This window comes from Rhodococcus sp. ARC_M5 (genome assembly GCF_022810405.1).
GTDB classification, from domain to species: domain Bacteria; phylum Actinomycetota; class Actinomycetes; order Mycobacteriales; family Mycobacteriaceae; genus Rhodococcoides; species Rhodococcoides navarretei.
Genome location: NZ_JALGQE010000006.1, coordinates 199,331 through 214,784 on the forward strand (window position 1 = coordinate 199,331; position 15,454 = coordinate 214,784).

General features: G+C 65.2%; 11 protein-coding genes and 1 tRNA gene. 5 read left to right on the forward strand and 7 right to left on the reverse strand.

Features of this window, described 5'->3' with window-relative positions; translation table 11 throughout:
* Positions 1–55 precede the first annotated feature (55 nt).
* Positions 56–745: a TVP38/TMEM64 family protein gene (locus MTX34_RS12115; protein ID WP_243609596.1), complete on the reverse strand. Its 690-nt coding sequence runs from the start codon at positions 743–745 to the stop codon at positions 56–58.
* 169 nt (positions 746–914) lie between these two features.
* On the opposite strand from MTX34_RS12115, the gene MTX34_RS12120 reads away from it, so the two are divergent.
* The 3 genes from MTX34_RS12120 to meaB are packed head-to-tail and all read left to right on the forward strand — an operon-like array spanning position 915 to position 6,069.
* A complete protein-coding gene (locus MTX34_RS12120; protein WP_243609597.1) occupies positions 915–2,801 on the forward strand; it encodes a methylmalonyl-CoA mutase family protein in 1,887 nt (628 codons plus the stop codon).
* On the forward strand, positions 2,798–5,068 hold the full coding sequence (scpA, locus tag MTX34_RS12125) for a methylmalonyl-CoA mutase (RefSeq protein ID WP_243609598.1): 2,271 nt from the start codon (positions 2,798–2,800) through the stop codon (positions 5,066–5,068). Before MTX34_RS12120 ends, scpA begins: the two co-directional genes overlap by 4 nt.
* Positions 5,069–5,070: 2 nt before the next feature.
* The gene (gene meaB / locus MTX34_RS12130; RefSeq protein ID WP_243609599.1) at positions 5,071–6,069 is read left to right on the forward strand and encodes a methylmalonyl Co-A mutase-associated GTPase MeaB; all 999 of its coding nucleotides are present in this window, start codon (positions 5,071–5,073) and stop codon (positions 6,067–6,069) included.
* Here meaB and MTX34_RS12135 read toward each other — a convergent pair.
* On the reverse strand, positions 6,046–7,122 hold the full coding sequence (locus MTX34_RS12135; RefSeq protein ID WP_243609600.1) for a nucleoside hydrolase: 1,077 nt from the start codon (positions 7,120–7,122) through the stop codon (positions 6,046–6,048). The genes meaB and MTX34_RS12135 overlap by 24 nt on opposite strands.
* A complete protein-coding gene (locus tag MTX34_RS12140; protein ID WP_243609601.1) occupies positions 7,119–7,589 on the reverse strand; it encodes an OsmC family protein in 471 nt (156 codons plus the stop codon). The genes MTX34_RS12135 and MTX34_RS12140 overlap by 4 nt, the downstream gene beginning before the upstream one ends.
* A gap of 204 nt (positions 7,590–7,793) precedes the next feature.
* On the opposite strand from MTX34_RS12140, the gene proP reads away from it, so the two are divergent.
* Entirely contained in the window at positions 7,794–9,299 is a 1,506-nt protein-coding gene (gene proP, locus MTX34_RS12145) for a glycine betaine/L-proline transporter ProP (RefSeq protein ID WP_243609602.1), read from the forward strand.
* Positions 9,300–9,312: 13 nt separating this feature from the next.
* On the opposite strand, the gene MTX34_RS12150 is transcribed toward proP, so the two are convergent.
* From MTX34_RS12150 to MTX34_RS12165, 4 genes are all read right to left on the reverse strand, one after another.
* Positions 9,313–10,569: a trans-acting enoyl reductase family protein gene (locus tag MTX34_RS12150; protein WP_243609603.1), complete on the reverse strand. Its 1,257-nt coding sequence runs from the start codon at positions 10,567–10,569 to the stop codon at positions 9,313–9,315.
* Between the two features lie 44 nt (positions 10,570–10,613).
* On the reverse strand, positions 10,614–12,110 hold the full coding sequence (locus tag MTX34_RS12155) for a glutamate-cysteine ligase family protein (RefSeq protein ID WP_037189336.1): 1,497 nt from the start codon (positions 12,108–12,110) through the stop codon (positions 10,614–10,616).
* Between the two features lie 105 nt (positions 12,111–12,215).
* Positions 12,216–13,676 (reverse strand): SDR family NAD(P)-dependent oxidoreductase, encoded by a 1,461-nt coding sequence (locus tag MTX34_RS12160; protein ID WP_243609604.1) that lies wholly within the window; start codon positions 13,674–13,676, stop codon positions 12,216–12,218.
* Between the two features lie 145 nt (positions 13,677–13,821).
* Positions 13,822–13,907 (reverse strand) — tRNA-Leu (locus MTX34_RS12165).
* Positions 13,908–14,111: 204 nt separating this feature from the next.
* Here MTX34_RS12165 and MTX34_RS12170 point away from each other — a divergent pair.
* Entirely contained in the window at positions 14,112–15,443 is a 1,332-nt protein-coding gene (locus MTX34_RS12170; protein WP_243609662.1) for a M20/M25/M40 family metallo-hydrolase, read from the forward strand.
* The last annotated feature ends 11 nt before the right edge of the window (positions 15,444–15,454 follow it).

Here is a 15,454-nt window from a genome sequence, read left to right on the forward strand (position 1 = left end):
CAAGGCTAGAACATTGATTTGACGTAGTCAAGCTTCATAACTTGATTCCTCGTAGTCAAGGTTCCGACGTTGTCGGCCCGCTCACGGATACGGGCTCGGATCGCGCGCTACGCGACAGACGCCAATCCACCACCAAACCGCTCAGACCGACGGCGATGCAGACCGCGGACAGAACCAACAGTGCTGGATGCGTCTCGCCTCCGATCGCTCCGCCGATCACGACGATTCCGAGGGTGCCGGGCAGCATTCCGACGGCGGTAGCCAGGGTGAACGGCCCGGGACGAACCGCCGACACGCCGCAGGCGTAGTTCACCAGCGAGAACGGCACCGGGGCGATCAGGCGCAGGGAGCCGACAGCTAGCCAACCGCGTCGGCGCAGGCTGTCGTCGATCGAATCGAGGGCCGAATGCGACATCCGCGCTGCCACAGCATCCCGACCGATCGCGCGAACCAGCAGCAGGGCCAGAATCGCGCTGACCGTCGAGGCTCCGATCGTCACCGCCAGACCGGTCAGCGGCCCGAACAGCACTCCTGCACTGAGCGTGAACAGGGTCCTCGGGACCGGGGCAACGGTCACGATCGCGTGCACGCAGAAGAACACGAGCGGGAACGCCGGGCCGACGGAGGTGCCCCAATCACGAATCTGTTCGACACTCGGATGGGGCGCGAACACGGCCACCAGAGCGAACACGACGATCACCGCCAACAGCGCGATCAGTCGGAGGTCGCGCAGGTGCCGGGTCACGAGAGGTCAGCGTACCGGCGCGAGGTGACAGACTCGGTTTCACCGAGTCGGAGGGCCGAGCCGCACGACCGAACGTGAGGTGATCCTCACGATAGCGTGCAAAGAGCTGGGGTTAGCATCACTTCAAGTCGGGTGCAGGACTACCCGCCGAACCGAGGGAGCAGCACACGTGTCCATCGCGTCGCACGAAGATGCCGCACGCAGCGCTCATGCGGCCTGGCAGAAGGCAGTGGCCGGTGTTCTGGCCAAATCCCGTCGGGTCGAGGTGGCCGATCTGCCCGCCGATGCCGAGCATCTTCTCGATTCCACGACGTACGACGACATCACGGTGTCCCCGTTGTACACCGCGTTCGACGAGCGACCGGAAGGTCCGCTGCCCGGGCAGTTTCCCTACCTGCGGGGCCGCGACCCGCATCGCGACGTCAACGCCGGTTGGAAGGTGTGCACCCGCCACGGCTCGCTCGGTGATGCAGCCGATGACGCCTCGACGCTCAATACCCAGATACTCGATTCCCTCTCCAACGGCACCAGTGCCCTGTGGTTGACGGTCGGCGGCGGTGGCGTCGATCCGACTGCTCTGCCGGAGGTACTGCGTGGGGTGTTTCTCGAGCTCGCACCGCTCACGCTCGATGCGCGCGCGGATGTTCGCGCAGCGGCCACCGCGGTGTTCGGGGTGCTCGATTCGGCCGATATCGACGATCGCGCCGCGGTCGATGTCCGGCTCGGCGTGTCCACTCTCACAGCGGGGTTGGGCGCAGCCGAGTCGATCGAGTTGGCCGAGGCGCTCGAGTTGGTTCGCGAGTCGATCGGCCGCGCCGAGACGGTTCGTACGATCACGGTCGAGGGCACCGTGTTCCACAATCTCGGTGGCGGTGACGCGCAGGAGATCGGTGCGGCGATCGCCGCAGGCCTCGAGTACCTCCGGTCCATGACCGACGCCGGTATCGACATCTCGGATGCGCTGCGACAGATCGAGTTCCGGTTCGCCGCCACCGACGATCAGTTCCAGACCATCGCGAAGTTCAGGGCCGCTCGCACGCTGTGGGCGCGGATCGCGCAGGTGTGCGGGGCGCCCGACGCCGGTGATGCTCCTCAGCATGCGGTGACCTCGGAAGCGATGATGTCGCAGCGGGATCCATGGGTGAACATGCTCCGGACCACCCTGGCGTCGTTCGGTGCGGGAGTGGGCGGTGCCGACTCGGTGACCGTGCTGCCGTTCGACGCGGCACTGGGCGGCGGCGCAGCCGGCGTGTCGAAGACGTTCGCGGCCCGCATCGCCAGGAACACCCAGCTGTTGCTGCTCGAAGAAGCGCATCTCGGGCGGGTTCTGGATCCCGGTGCCGGGTCCTGGTACATCGAGGAGCTGACGTCGGCGGTCGCCGCGAAGGCCTGGGAGTTCTTCCAGACCATCGAAGAGTCGGGCGGATTCCGGGCCGCCGTCGACGACGGTTCGCTCGTGGCCGCGATCGAGAAGACCCGCACCGAACGCGATTCCGACGTCGCACACCGACTGACCCCGCTCACCGGCGTCAACGAATTTCCCAACCTGGCCGAGGCTGCACTGAGCCCCGAACAAACCGCGCAGCAGGGCACGGCAACGGTGTATCGGTACGGACGGGCATTCGAGACGCTGCGAGACCGTTCGGATGCCTTTCTGGCCGAGCACGATTCTCGCCCCGCAGTGCTATTGGTCCCGCTGGGCAGCGTCGCCGAACACAACGTCCGAACGACGTTCGCGTCGAACCTGTTGGCGTCGGGCGGAATCGAGGCCGTCAATCCCGGCCCGCTGACCGTCGACGGTATCGCCGGATCGGTCGAGACGTCCGGAGCTCGGATAGCCGTCGTGTGCGGCACCGACAAGCGATACGCCGACGAGGCCGCCACTGCCGTGGACGCGCTCCGGGCCGCAGGCGTCACGCAGGTTCTGCTCGCCGGCCCCGAGAAGATCTTCGCCGGCATCGAGGGAACCTCGCGTCCCGATGGATTCCTCACCGCGAAGGTCGACGCCGTCGCCGTGCTGACCGAACTTCTCGACACCCTGGGAGCCTCGAAGTGACGACCGACGAGAACCGAACTTCACACACCATCGGCAGTTTCGCCGACGTGCCACTGGTCGATCCCGACGAGCCGACGCCGACGCCGCCGTCGGCCGAGGACGTCGCCGCCCATGTGCAGCAGGGTGCGAAGGCCAACTTCTACACGCCCGAGCAGGTGGTGTGGTCCACCCCCGAGGGCATCGACGTCAAGCCGGTGTTCACCGAGGCCGATCGCGCCGCCGCCGAGGCCGAGGGCTACCCGCTGCACAGCTACCCGGGTGCCCCGCCGTTCCTCCGCGGGCCGTACCCCACGATGTACGTCAATCAGCCGTGGACGATCCGCCAGTATGCCGGCTTCTCCACCGCAGCCGAGTCCAACGCCTTCTACCGTCGGAACCTCGCGGCCGGTCAGAAGGGTCTGTCGGTGGCGTTCGACCTGGCCACCCACCGCGGCTACGACTCCGACCACCCGCGTGTGCAGGGCGACGTCGGAATGGCCGGAGTCGCCATCGATTCCATCTACGACATGCGGCAACTGTTCGACGGCATCGACCTGGGCAGCGTCTCGGTCTCGATGACCATGAACGGTGCGGTGCTGCCGATCCTGGCGCTGTACGTCGCGGCCGCCGAGGAGCAGGGCGTCGGGCCGGAGAAACTCGCCGGCACCATTCAGAACGACATTCTCAAAGAGTTCATGGTTCGCAACACCTACATCTATCCACCGAAGCCGTCGATGCGCATCATCTCGGACATCTTCGCGTACACCAGCGAAAAGATGCCCAAGTACAACTCGATCTCCATCTCCGGCTACCACATCCAAGAGGCCGGTGCCACAGCCGATCTCGAGCTTGCCTACACCCTCGCGGACGGTGTCGAGTACATCCGGGCCGGTCTGGATGCGGGCTTGGACATCGACACGTTCGCGCCGCGTCTGTCGTTCTTCTGGGCCATCGGAATGAACTTCTTCATGGAGGTCGCCAAGCTGCGGGCCGGACGCCTGCTGTGGGCCGAGCTCGTCCAGCAATTCGAGCCCACGAGCGCCAAATCCCGTTCCCTGCGCACTCATTCGCAGACGTCGGGTTGGTCCCTGACGGCACAGGACGTGTTCAACAACGTCGCGCGTACCTGTGTGGAGGCGATGGCGGCCACCCAGGGCCACACCCAGTCGTTGCACACCAACGCCCTGGACGAGGCACTTGCTCTGCCGACGGACTTCTCGGCGCGCATCGCTCGAAACACTCAGCTGCTCATCGCTCAGGAATCGAACACCGTTCGACCGATCGACCCGTGGGGCGGCTCGCACTACGTCGAGTGGCTCACCCATCAGCTCGCGAATCGAGCTCGCGCACACATCGCCGAGGTCGAAGAAGCAGGCGGCATGGCTCAGGCCATCGGCGAGGGCATTCCCAAGCTGCGCATCGAGGAGGCGGCGGCCCGCACCCAAGCGCGCATCGACTCCGGCCGTCAGCCCCTGGTGGGCGTCAACAAGTACGTGCCCGACGAGCCCGACACCATCGAGGTGCTCAAGGTCGAGAACTCCAAGGTTCGGCGTGAGCAGATCGAGAAGCTCGAACGACTGCGGGCCGAGCGGGACACCGCCGAGGTCGAGGCCGCGCTTGCCAACCTGACCAGAGCTGCAGCCTCGGATCAGCCGGGGATGGAGAACAACCTATTGGCTCTGGCCATCGACGCGGCGCGCAAGATGGCCACCGTCGGCGAGATCTCCGATGCACTCGAGAAGGTCTACGGGCGCCATCAGGCCGAAATCCGGACAATCAGTGGTGTGTACCGCGACGAGGCAGGCAAATCCGAGAACATCACCCGCGCCACCACGTTGGTCGAGCAGTTCGCCGAGGACGAGGGCCGTCGGCCTCGTGTCCTGGTGTGCAAGATGGGGCAGGACGGGCACGACCGAGGCCAGAAGGTCATCGCAACGGCGTTCGCGGACATCGGCTTCGACGTCGACGTCGGGCCGCTGTTCCAGACCCCTGAGGAGGTCGCTCGCCAGGCCGCCGACAACGACGTGCACGTCGTGGGAGTGTCGTCACTGGCGGCAGGCCATCTGACGCTGGTGCCCGCCTTGCGGCAGGCCTTGGCCGACGTCGGGCGCGAGGACATCATGATCGTCGTCGGTGGCGTCATCCCGCCCGGTGATTTCGACGAGCTCTACGCGGCGGGTGCCGCGGCGATCTTCCCTCCGGGCACCGTCATCGCCGACGCGGCGATCGGCCTGGTGGAGAAGCTGTCCGTTGCGCTCGGGCATGCACCGCGCGAGGCCAACGCCTGAATATGAACTCTCCGAACAAAGGCCGCGTCATCGACATCGATGCGGTGGCCGAGTCGGTCCGAGCGAACGAACGATCCGGGCTGGCGCGTGCCATCACCCTGGTCGAGTCCACCCGCTCGGATCATCGCGATCTGGCGCAGCAGTTGCTCCTTCGGGTGTTGCCCGATGCGGGCGGCTCCCATCGGGTCGGCATCACCGGAGTGCCGGGCGTCGGCAAGTCGACGTTCATCGACGCGCTGGGGATGCGGTTGATCGAGAAGGGGCACCGAGTCGCGGTGCTTGCGGTCGATCCGTCGTCGACGCGTACCGGTGGTTCCATCCTGGGAGACAAGACCCGGATGTCGCGTCTGGCGGTGCAGAAGAACGCGTACATCCGGCCGTCTCCGACGTCGGGAACTCTGGGCGGAGTCGCACGTGCGACGCGAGAGACCATCGTCTTGCTCGAAGCAGCAGGCTTCGACGTCATTCTGGTGGAGACGGTGGGCGTCGGGCAGTCCGAGGTGACGGTCGCGAACATGGTGGACTGTTTCACGTTCCTCACGCTGGCGCGGACCGGAGATCAGTTGCAGGGCATCAAGAAGGGCGTTCTCGAGCTCGCAGATCTGGTCGCAGTCAACAAGGCCGACGGCAAGCACGCGACCGACGCGAAGAACGCAGCGCGGGAGTTGGCGGGAGCACTGCGGCTGATCTACCCGCACGACGCGATCTGGAAGCCCCCGGTGTTGACGATGAGTGCCATCGAGGGCACCGGACTCGACGAGTACTGGGACACCGTCCTTCGGCACCAGCAAGTACTCAGCGACGCAGGCGAATTCGCAGAGAAGCGTCGCAAGCAGCAGGTCGATTGGACGTGGACCATGGTCAACGATCAACTGCTGCGCCGGCTGGCGCAGAATCCATCCGTCAAGGCCATTCGCGGCGACGTCGAAGCTCGTGTGCGCGACGGTTCGCTGACCGCCGCGCTCGCCGCTCAGGAACTACTCGACGCGTTCGATTCCTGAATCTGCTTGGGCTGCCGGCGTCGCGGGGTAGAGCCGGGCGGCGAGCGCTCCGACCCGTTCGATCAGCCGGTCGAAGAATGCCTCCGGATCGGTGTGCGTGGCGATCGCGGCGTTGGGGGCCTTGCCCCACATGCCGCGCCAGTCCGCGACGGTCGTTCCCCGCGTGAGGGTTCCGAGCAGTTCGACGTCGACGGTCGCATGACGGTAGGTGGCGATATCGGTATCCAACGCGACAGCCGCAGCGAAGGGATCGTGCATGTGTGCCAGGAATCCCTGATCGTGATCGCGATGGAATTCCATGTAGAACCGCACCGCGTCGGAGAAATGCCGCACGATCGGGTTCGACGCGATCGATCGAACACCTGGTGCGTCGTCGGTGGAGATCGACTCCACCGGAAGGCTTTCCGCTCGCGCGGCCAGTCGACCGACGTGTTCGGGGGTCATTTCGATGGTCTCGGTGATGTCGAGCGCGCAGACGATGGGATGCCGTTCCGGCGGTAGTCCGGAGAAGGCCGCGAACACTTCTGCGGCTGCCTCGGGGTCCACGGCGATGTTCCATTCGCTGGTCGGTGTCGTGTTGCCCTGGTGTTGAAAGGCTCCGCCCATCAACACCAGTCGCTTCAGCAGTCGAGGTAGCTCGGGGTCGCGGCGAATTGCCAGCGCGAGATTGGTCAGCGGACCGGTCACGAGCCCGGTGATCTCGCCCGGACGGGAACGAACCAGCTCCACCCACATCGTGGTGGCGTCGCGGTCGGAGAGCGGCCGCGACGACACCGGAAGCTCCGCGTACCCGATGCCCTGCGGCCCGTGGGTGTCCTCGGTGGTCATCAGCGGTGCCACGAGCGGCACCTGCGCACCGAGCGAGACCTCGACATCGCCCGCGCGGCACAGGTCCAGCCAGGCGAGATTGTTCGCGGCCACCTGGTTCACCGGCACATTGCCCGCGGTGGATGCGATGCCGAGTATCTCGGCATCCTCGCTGGCCAGCAGATACAGCAATGCAAGAGAATCGTCGATTCCGGTGTCCACGTCGACGATCAAGGGGACAGTCACGACGCCACCTCCGTAGTCGGGGTGTGCCGCACCGGGAAGTTGACCGATCGCGCGATGAAGCACTTCGACGACGCGGACGCGTGCAGTTTCTCGGCGCGCGGCACCATCGACGGGTCCACGACGGTCACGACCGGAGCCAGGGTGACCTCGACGAACTGACCCGAACCGTCGGATTGCTCGGTCATCACTCCGGTGGGGGAGTCCGTGTAGTGGGTGACGACGATGCCCGATGCAGCGGCGAGTCCGAGGTACCACAGCATGTGGCAACTCGACAGCGAGGCAACGAGCATCTCCTCGGGATTCCAGCGTTCGGGATTGCCGCGAAAGCTCGGATCGGAGCTCGCGTGGAGGTCGGGCTTCCCCGGCGCCGAGACGATGTGATCGCGGTCGTAGGCTGCGGCGCCGGTGGTACCGACGCCGCGGTTGCCCGTCCAGTTCACCGTCAGTCCGTAGTTGTGGTTCGGCACGGGTCCATCGTGCCAGTACCCAGCCGTTCGGTGACAATCCGCCGCGGAGGTAGCTGTCCGAATCGACTGGAATGCCTCGATTGCCAAGGCGGTGTGGCACATTCGTCGTCGCACCTGTTCACCTGGGCATTCGTGGAGGTGTGTGCATCGATCTGCACCGATCTCGTTTGAAAACCGATCGTTCGCCTGGCTAACGTTGGACGAATGACATCATCGCCCAGTCTCGAATCCAGCCGAGAACAGGCCACGTGGGGACGCCGCCACGTCCAGCATCTTCGACGCGACGCGTTCTCGAAACGAATGCGCACGAAGCCGGCACTCTCGGAGGAGAGCATCACTGTGGTCGATCAGCCGATGCTCAAGCGTGCCGTCTCGGCAGCTGCGCTCGGCAACACGATGGAGTGGTTCGACTTCGGTGTGTACGGCTACTTGGCCGCGACTCTGGGCAAGGTGTTCTACCCCGACGCAACCCCGGCGGTGCAGCTCATCTCGACGTTCGCCACGTTCGCGGCAGCGTTCGTCGTTCGTCCTCTCGGAGGCCTGTTCTTCGGCCCTCTCGGGGACCGAATAGGGCGCCAGAAGGTCTTGGCCGCCACCATGATCATGATGGCGATCGGCACGCTGGCCGTCGGCCTCATCCCCAGTTACGCGACCATCGGGATCTGGGCACCGATCCTGCTACTCGTTGCACGCTTGGTCCAAGGGTTTTCGACCGGCGGCGAGTACGGCGGTGCCACCACGTTCATCGCCGAGTACTCCCCGGACAAGCGTCGCGGGTTTCTCGGTAGCTGGCTCGACTTCGGTACCTTCGTCGGCTACGCCATGGGCTCGGGCCTGGTGACGATCCTCAACGCGGTGTTGGGCGACGCCACCATGGTCGAATGGGGCTGGCGCATACCGTTCTTCGTCGCAGGTCCGATGGGGCTGATCGGACTGTACCTGCGGCTCAAGCTGGAAGACACGCCAGCGTTCCGCAAACAACTCGACGAACACGACAACAAGGTCAAGGCGCAGGAGAGCGGCAGTAGGTCTATCGGAAAGATCTTCACCGACCACTGGCGGGCGTTGTTGATCTGCATGGGAATCGTGTTGCTGTACAACGTGACCAACTACATGGTGACGTCGTACCTACCCACGTACTTCACCGAAGTCGTCGGCCGCAGTCAGCTCAGCGCCGACTTGCTCGTGCTGTCGGCGATGGTCGTCGTGGTGAGCGTCATCGTCGCTGTCGGCAGGCTCACCGACCGAATCGGCCGCAAACCGGTGTTCGTCTTCGGCGCAGTCGGGCAGATCGTGCTCGCCGTACCCTGCTTCTTGTTGCTGCGCAGCAGCGGGTGGATGGGGCCGCTGATCGCGTGCCTGCTACTCGGCCTCGTTCTGGCGTGTTTCGCGGCACCGAGCGCATCGACCCTACCGGCCCTGTTTCCCACCCGGATTCGCTACGCGGCGCTTTCGATCGGGTTCAATCTGTCGGTATCGATATTCGGAGGTACCACCCCTCTGGTCACCTCCGCGTTGGTCAGCGCAACGGGTAGCCCGATGATCCCTGCGTACTACCTCGTCGTGAGCGGTGTCGTCGGCCTCGTCGCCGTCGGATTTCTGCGCGAGTCGGCCACTCAGCCTCTGGAAGGCTCACCGCCACAGGTCGACTCGACCGAGGAAGCCAAGGAGCTCTACTCCGAGGTCTCCTCGGCCTCCCCGCGGTCGTAACGGCCGCCGTCGATCAGTTTCGCTTGGCCCAGATCTCCATTCCGGCAGCGTTGAGACGGTCCACGAGGACGTCGCCGATCGCAGTGGCGGGCGTCAGAACTCCGCTGGCCTTCGGCAAGGCATCGCCGCCGTGTACGAGCGCGAGTGCCGACTCCGCCAGCATCACTGCGGTGGCCTTGTAGCCGGGGTCGCCCGAGGCCTTGACCCGCGCCCGGTAGCGCGCACCGGAGGTGGTGAGGGTGTACAGGTCGACCGTGAAATGTCCCTTCTCGCGGGCTTTTTCACTGGGGCCGGTGCCCGGCTTGGGCAGAATACGGTCGAGCACCTTGGCCGGAAGAACAGTCATGGCGGACACACCGACGAACAGCCCCGCAGACAGTGCACCGGCAAGGACGGGGCTGGCGAACGACGAGCCGACACTCATCACCTCGCTGTAGCGGAACTGCTTTCCGTAGGCCCAGTCGCGAAGTGCGTTGGTGCGCCGCACGACTCGGGTGTTGTACGAGGCCATCACGAAGGGGGCTTTCCAGCCACGCAGGCTGGGGTCGATCTTCTTGCCGTCGATCAGCACGGTGTCGAGCTGACGGCCGAGTTGCGGCTCGAGGCCGCGATCGGGACTGAGCGAGTAGGGCCGAGCGGCGATGCGTCGGGCCCGCTTGTCCTTCTTCATCGCCTCGATCTGCCCACGAAGCGAGTCGATGGTGCCGCCGCTGACCCCGCCGGACATCGACGTGACCACCAGGGTCGTGTCGGTCAGCTCACCGGCGTTGTCCGCGGTCACGGCCTCGTACAGGGCGTGTACGCCGATGTCGGACGGGATGGAATCGAAGCCGCACGAATGGACGATGCGGGCCCCGGTGCGCTGAGCGATCTCGTGGTTGGTATCGATACTCTCGCGGGCGAACAGGACCTCGCCCGTGAGGTCGACGTAATCCGTCCCGGCCTCTGCGCATGCCGTTGCCAGTTCCAAGCCGTACTTGGCGTACGGACCGACCGTGGTGATGACGACTCGGGTCGATCGGGCCATGGCCTCGAGCGATGCGACGTCGGTGGCGTCGGCCTCGAGAACGGACCACTGCTGAGCCCTGGAGCCCAGTTCCTTCCTGGCGGCCTCCACCCGCGCCGTCGAGCGCCCTGCAAGGGCGATCCGGGTGTCGGCCGGTGCGTGCTCGGCGAGGTACTTCGCCGTCAATTTCCCGACGAAGCCGGTGACGCCGTAGACGACGATGTCGTGAGTGCGATCGGGGGAGTCGGATGCAGGCGAGTTCATACCAGCGACACTAACGCGGGTCACCCCGGCGAGTCGACGCGCCGTCAGTTCGTCCAGGTGTGCACGGGTTCTCCGGCATTCATGAGGGTGACGTAATCGCCGAGCATTCCCGCAAGCGCTCTATCGCGCTTCTCACCGGCGCGTTCGCGGGCGACGACGGCGTTGCGCTGCCACACCGAGCCGGACTGCTTGGCCAGGCACCGCGCTTCGATCACCCCGAGATAGCGGTCGCGGACCGTCGCGTCCACGCCGTAGGCGGCCAGCCCGGCGTCGGCCAGTGGCAGCAGCCGACGCAACACCAGTTCTTGCGGACTCACCCAGCCCACCTCGGGCCAGTAGAGCATGGAATCGAACCCGCCGCGGGCGGCAGAGTGCACGTTCTCCTCGGCGGCGTCGAACGACATCTGGGACCACAGCGGGCGGTCTGCATCGGCCAGTGCGCGGACGGTTCCGTAGTAGAACGCCGCGTCGGCGAGAGTGTCCACCACCGACGGTCCGGCCGGGAGTACACGATTCTCGAGCCTGATGTGGTGGCCGTCGCCGGACCGGTCGTAGATCGGCCGGTTCCACCGGTAGACGGTTCCGTTGTGCATGCGCAGTTCGGACAGCGACGGTGTCTTGCCCTCGGCCAGCGCAGCCTTGGGGTCCTCCTCGCTGCAGACGGGAAGCAACGCCGGGAAGTAGCGCGAATTCTCCTCGAACAGATCGAAGATCGAGGTGATCCACCGTTCGCCGAACCACACCCGTGGTCTGACTCCCTGATTCTTGAGCTCCTGCGGCCTGGTGTCGGTGGCCTGCTCGAACAACGGAATACGGGTCTCGTGCCACAGCGCGCGACCGGCGAAGAACGGCGAGTTCGCGGCGAGTGCCACCTGTACGCCCGAAAGAGCTTGCGCTGCATTCCAATACGACGCGAACTCGTCCGGAGCCACCTGGAGGTGCAGCTGAACCGACGTGCAGGCCGCCTCGGGCAGGATCGTGTCGGTCACGATGTCGAGGTCCTCGGCCGCAGCGGCACCGGGTAGCCGAACTCCGCCGATCTTCAGTTCGATGTCCTCGCCGCGAGCGGCGAAGATCTGTTGGTTGAGGAGGTCGTAGCGCGGATTCGCCGAGAGCCACCGGTGCTCGAAGTGCTCCTCGTCCAGAGTCGGGAGCATGCCGATCATGGCGAGACGACTACCCGAGGTGCGGGCGCGTTCGTCCGCTGCATTCAGCGATCTGCGCAGGTCCGTCTCCAACTCGGCGATCGAGGCACCGCGCAGTGGCCGAGGGTCGACGTTGATCTCGATGTTGAACTGGCCGAGCTCGGTTTGATAGTCGGGGTCGGCGATGGCGTCGAGCACCGCCGCGTTGGCCATGGACGGCTCCATGTCGTCGTCGACGAGATTGAGCTCGATTTCCATGCCGATCTGCGGTTCACCGACGTGGAAGGTCTCGTCGGCCAACATGACCGCCAGGGCATCGAGACAGTCCTGGACCTTCTGGCGGAACTCGTGCCGGTCCTGCCTGGTGAACTTACGGCGCTCGACGTCCTCGCCCATGGTGACCGCCTATCGGTGCGTGAAGAAGGGCCGTTCGCTCACGCGCAACGACTTCGAGTTACGAGTATCGCAGTCCGCGTTCACCGAGGGGGACGCACGCGAAAATCACCAGGGCGACGGCTGGTAGTCCTTGAGGAACGAGCCGTACAGATCGTTTCCGAGCTCTCCCTGCACGATCGGGTCGTACACCCGGGCGGCACCGTCCACCAGGTCGAGTGGAGCGTGGAAACCTTCGTCGGCGAGCCGCATCTTGGTGGGGTGCGGTCGTTCGTCGGTGATCCAGCCGGTGTCGACGGCGGTCATCAGGATTCCGCTCTCGAGCATCTCCTTCGCGCTGGTGCGCGTCAGCATGTTCAGCGCGGCCTTGGCCATGTTGGTGTGGGGATGCCCCGGCCCCTTGTAGGCGCGGCCGAATTGGCCCTCCATGGCCGAGACGTTCACGACGTACTTGCGTCGTGCCTCCGAGGCCTCCATCGCGGTACGTAGCCGCGAGACCAGGATGAAGGGTGCGACGGAATTGCAGAGCTGGACCTCGAGCAGTTCCACCGGGTCGACCTGCTCGACGGTGTGGATCCAGCTGTTGGTCTCGGCGAGATCGGGTACCAGACCCCCGGCGTCGATGGCGAGCCCGCTCTCGATCCTCTCGGCCGTGACCGAGCCGGCGACCATGGCGAGCGAGGCCACGTCGTCCGCGCTCAGGGCAGCAGTCGATGTGCCGCCGATCGCGGTGGCGGGCAACGAACTCGCCAGTGACGCGGGGTGCGCATCGCTGGTCTTGCCGAACGTGATGCGCTCCGGCCCTGCGCCCTCGGTCAAGGCCGCGGGCAGCGGTTCGGCTTCCGCATCGGCCAGTGCGCTGTAGGAACCGGGGGAGCGCTTGACGGTCTGTGCGGCGTTGTTGATCAGGATGTCCAGAGGTCCCTCGGCCGCGACGGAATCGGCAAGTGCCACAACCTGAGCCGGATCGCGAAGATCGATACCGACGACGCGCAGACGGTGCAGCCACTGATCGCTGTCGTCCATCGCGGCGAAGCGACGTACGGCATCGTTGGGGAAGCGAGTGGTGATCGTGGTGTGAGCACCGTCGCGGAGCAGTCGAAGTGCGATGTACATGCCGATCTTCGCGCGCCCACCGGTCAGCAGCGCCCGCCGACCGGACAGGTCGGTGCGAGCGTTGCGCTTGCCGCGATTGAGCGTCGCGCACTCCGGGCACAGCTGGTGATAGAACGAGTCGACGTGGGTGTAACGCTGCTTGCAGATATAGCAGGGACGGGCCTTGATCAGCGTGCCTGCGATATCTCCCTCGGCGCGTGAGGACAGGGACAGTCCTGCGGTCTCGTCGTCGATCCGGTCAGGGGATCCTGTTGCGGTGGCGGCGACGACGGCACGGTCGGCCGCGTTGACGGCGTTGCGCGCCGCGACGCGTCGAGCACGCTTGAGATCTTTGAACATGGCACCGGACGCGCGCTGCACGGCGATCGAATCCGGATGGTTCTTGTCCAGCTCTGCGGCCTGCTGCAGCACGCGCAGGCACGTCTCGAGATCGGTGGGGTCGATCGCGTCCATCGTCAGTCTCCTAGCATCGGCCCGGTCGAGCCGAAAGAAACGAGTGCAGAACGAAAAAGACCCCGATTCCGAAGAATCAGGGTCCGTTTCGTCTGTCTCAACTCAGATCTGTGAGAATCTCTGTCTGTCTACATCTTTCAGACGGTGTCCGAGGGGGGACTTGAACCCCCACGTCCGTTAATAGGACACTAGCACCTCAAGCTAGCGCGTCTGCCATTCCGCCACTCGGACAAGTGCGACCGCTGTCGCATATTCTTTTGTTGCTTTCACAGCCGGCCGCTGTGTGCTGCGTAAGATTATCCGACGGGTTCCCGATAACCCAAATCCCCACGTCAGTTCATGCTCGGGGCCGTTTCTCATGGTGCCCGGAGTGGATTCTGGTGGTAGGAACGACGTGTGCCCAACGATGTGAGCAATCCCGGAAACACAACCGATATCGACGCCACCGTTGCCCTCGACGAAGTCGTGGATCTCGTCAGTTCCCTCATCCGGTTCGACACCTCGAACACGGGTGAGCTCGACACCACGGTCGGCGAGAAGGAATGTGCCGAGTGGGTGGCGAGCAAGCTCGAGGAGGTGGGGTACGAGACGGAGTACGTCGAGTCCGGTGCCCCCGGCCGCGGCAACGTGTTCGCGTGGCTGCGCGGAGCTGACTCCTCTCGCGGCGCGCTGCTGGTCCACGGACACCTGGACGTCGTGCCTGCAGAACCTGCCGACTGGAGCGTGCATCCGTTCTCCGGAGCCGTCGAGGACGGGTACGTGTGGGGCCGCGGTGCCGTGGACATGAAGGACATGGTCGGCATGGCCCTCGCGCTGGCCCGGCAGTTCAAGTCCACCGGAACCGTCCCACCTCGCGACATCCTGTTCGCGTTCCTCGCCGACGAGGAAGCGGGTGGCAAGTACGGATCGCACTGGCTGGTCGACAATCGACCCGATCTCTTCGAGGGTGTCACCGAGGCGGTCGGCGAGGTCGGCGGGTTCTCGCTCACCGTCGCTCGCCCGGACGGCACCGAGAAGCGGCTGTACATGGTCGAAACCGCCGAGAAGAGCCTGGCGTGGATGCGGCTGACCGCGAAGGCACGGGCCGGGCACGGATCGTTCCTGCACGACGACAACGCCGTGACGTACCTGGCCGAAGCAGTGGCCAAACTGGGCAATCACACCTTCCCGCTGGTGCTCACCGAATCGGTCTCGCAGTTTCTGCAGGCGGTCTCGGAGGAATCGGGTCTCGATTTCGATCCGACGTCACCGGACATCGACGGAACCCTGCTCAAACTCGGCAGCATCGCCCGCATCGTCGGCGCAACCCTGCGCGACACGGCGAACCCCACGATGCTCTCGGCCGGCTACAAGGCCAACGTGATTCCGCAGACCGCGACTGCCGTGGTGGATTGCCGCGTGCTGCCCGGACGGCAGGCGGCATTCGAGAAGGAGGTCGACGAGTTGATCGGCCCGAATGTCGAACGCGAGTGGATCACGAAGCTCGAACCGTACGAGACGACGTTCGACGGGGATCTCGTCGATGCGATGAACGACGCCGTCCTCGCGCACGACCCCAACGGCCGTACCGTGCCGTACATGCTGTCCGGCGGCACCGACGCAAAAGCGTTCGCGCGCATCGGCATTCGCTGCTTCGGGTTCGCTCCACTGAAGCTTCCGCCGGAACTCGATTTCGCCGCGTTGTTTCACGGCATCGACGAACGAGTACCCGTGGAGTCGTTGGAGTTCGGTACACAGGTACTCGAACACTTCTTGCTGCACAGCTGATACGAAAGGAA

Excerpts from the sequence above, each read along its gene's own strand:
- meaB (WP_243609599.1), top strand. The coding sequence starts at position 5,071 with ATGAACTCTCCGAACAAAGGCCGCGTCATCGACATCGATGCGGTGGCC.
- proP (WP_243609602.1), top strand. The coding sequence starts at position 7,794 with ATGACATCATCGCCCAGTCTCGAATCCAGCCGAGAACAGGCCACGTGG.
- MTX34_RS12150 (WP_243609603.1), bottom strand. The coding sequence starts at position 10,569 with ATGAACTCGCCTGCATCCGACTCCCCCGATCGCACTCACGACATCGTC.
- MTX34_RS12155 (WP_037189336.1), bottom strand. The coding sequence starts at position 12,110 with ATGGGCGAGGACGTCGAGCGCCGTAAGTTCACCAGGCAGGACCGGCAC.
- MTX34_RS12160 (WP_243609604.1), bottom strand. The coding sequence starts at position 13,676 with ATGGACGCGATCGACCCCACCGATCTCGAGACGTGCCTGCGCGTGCTG.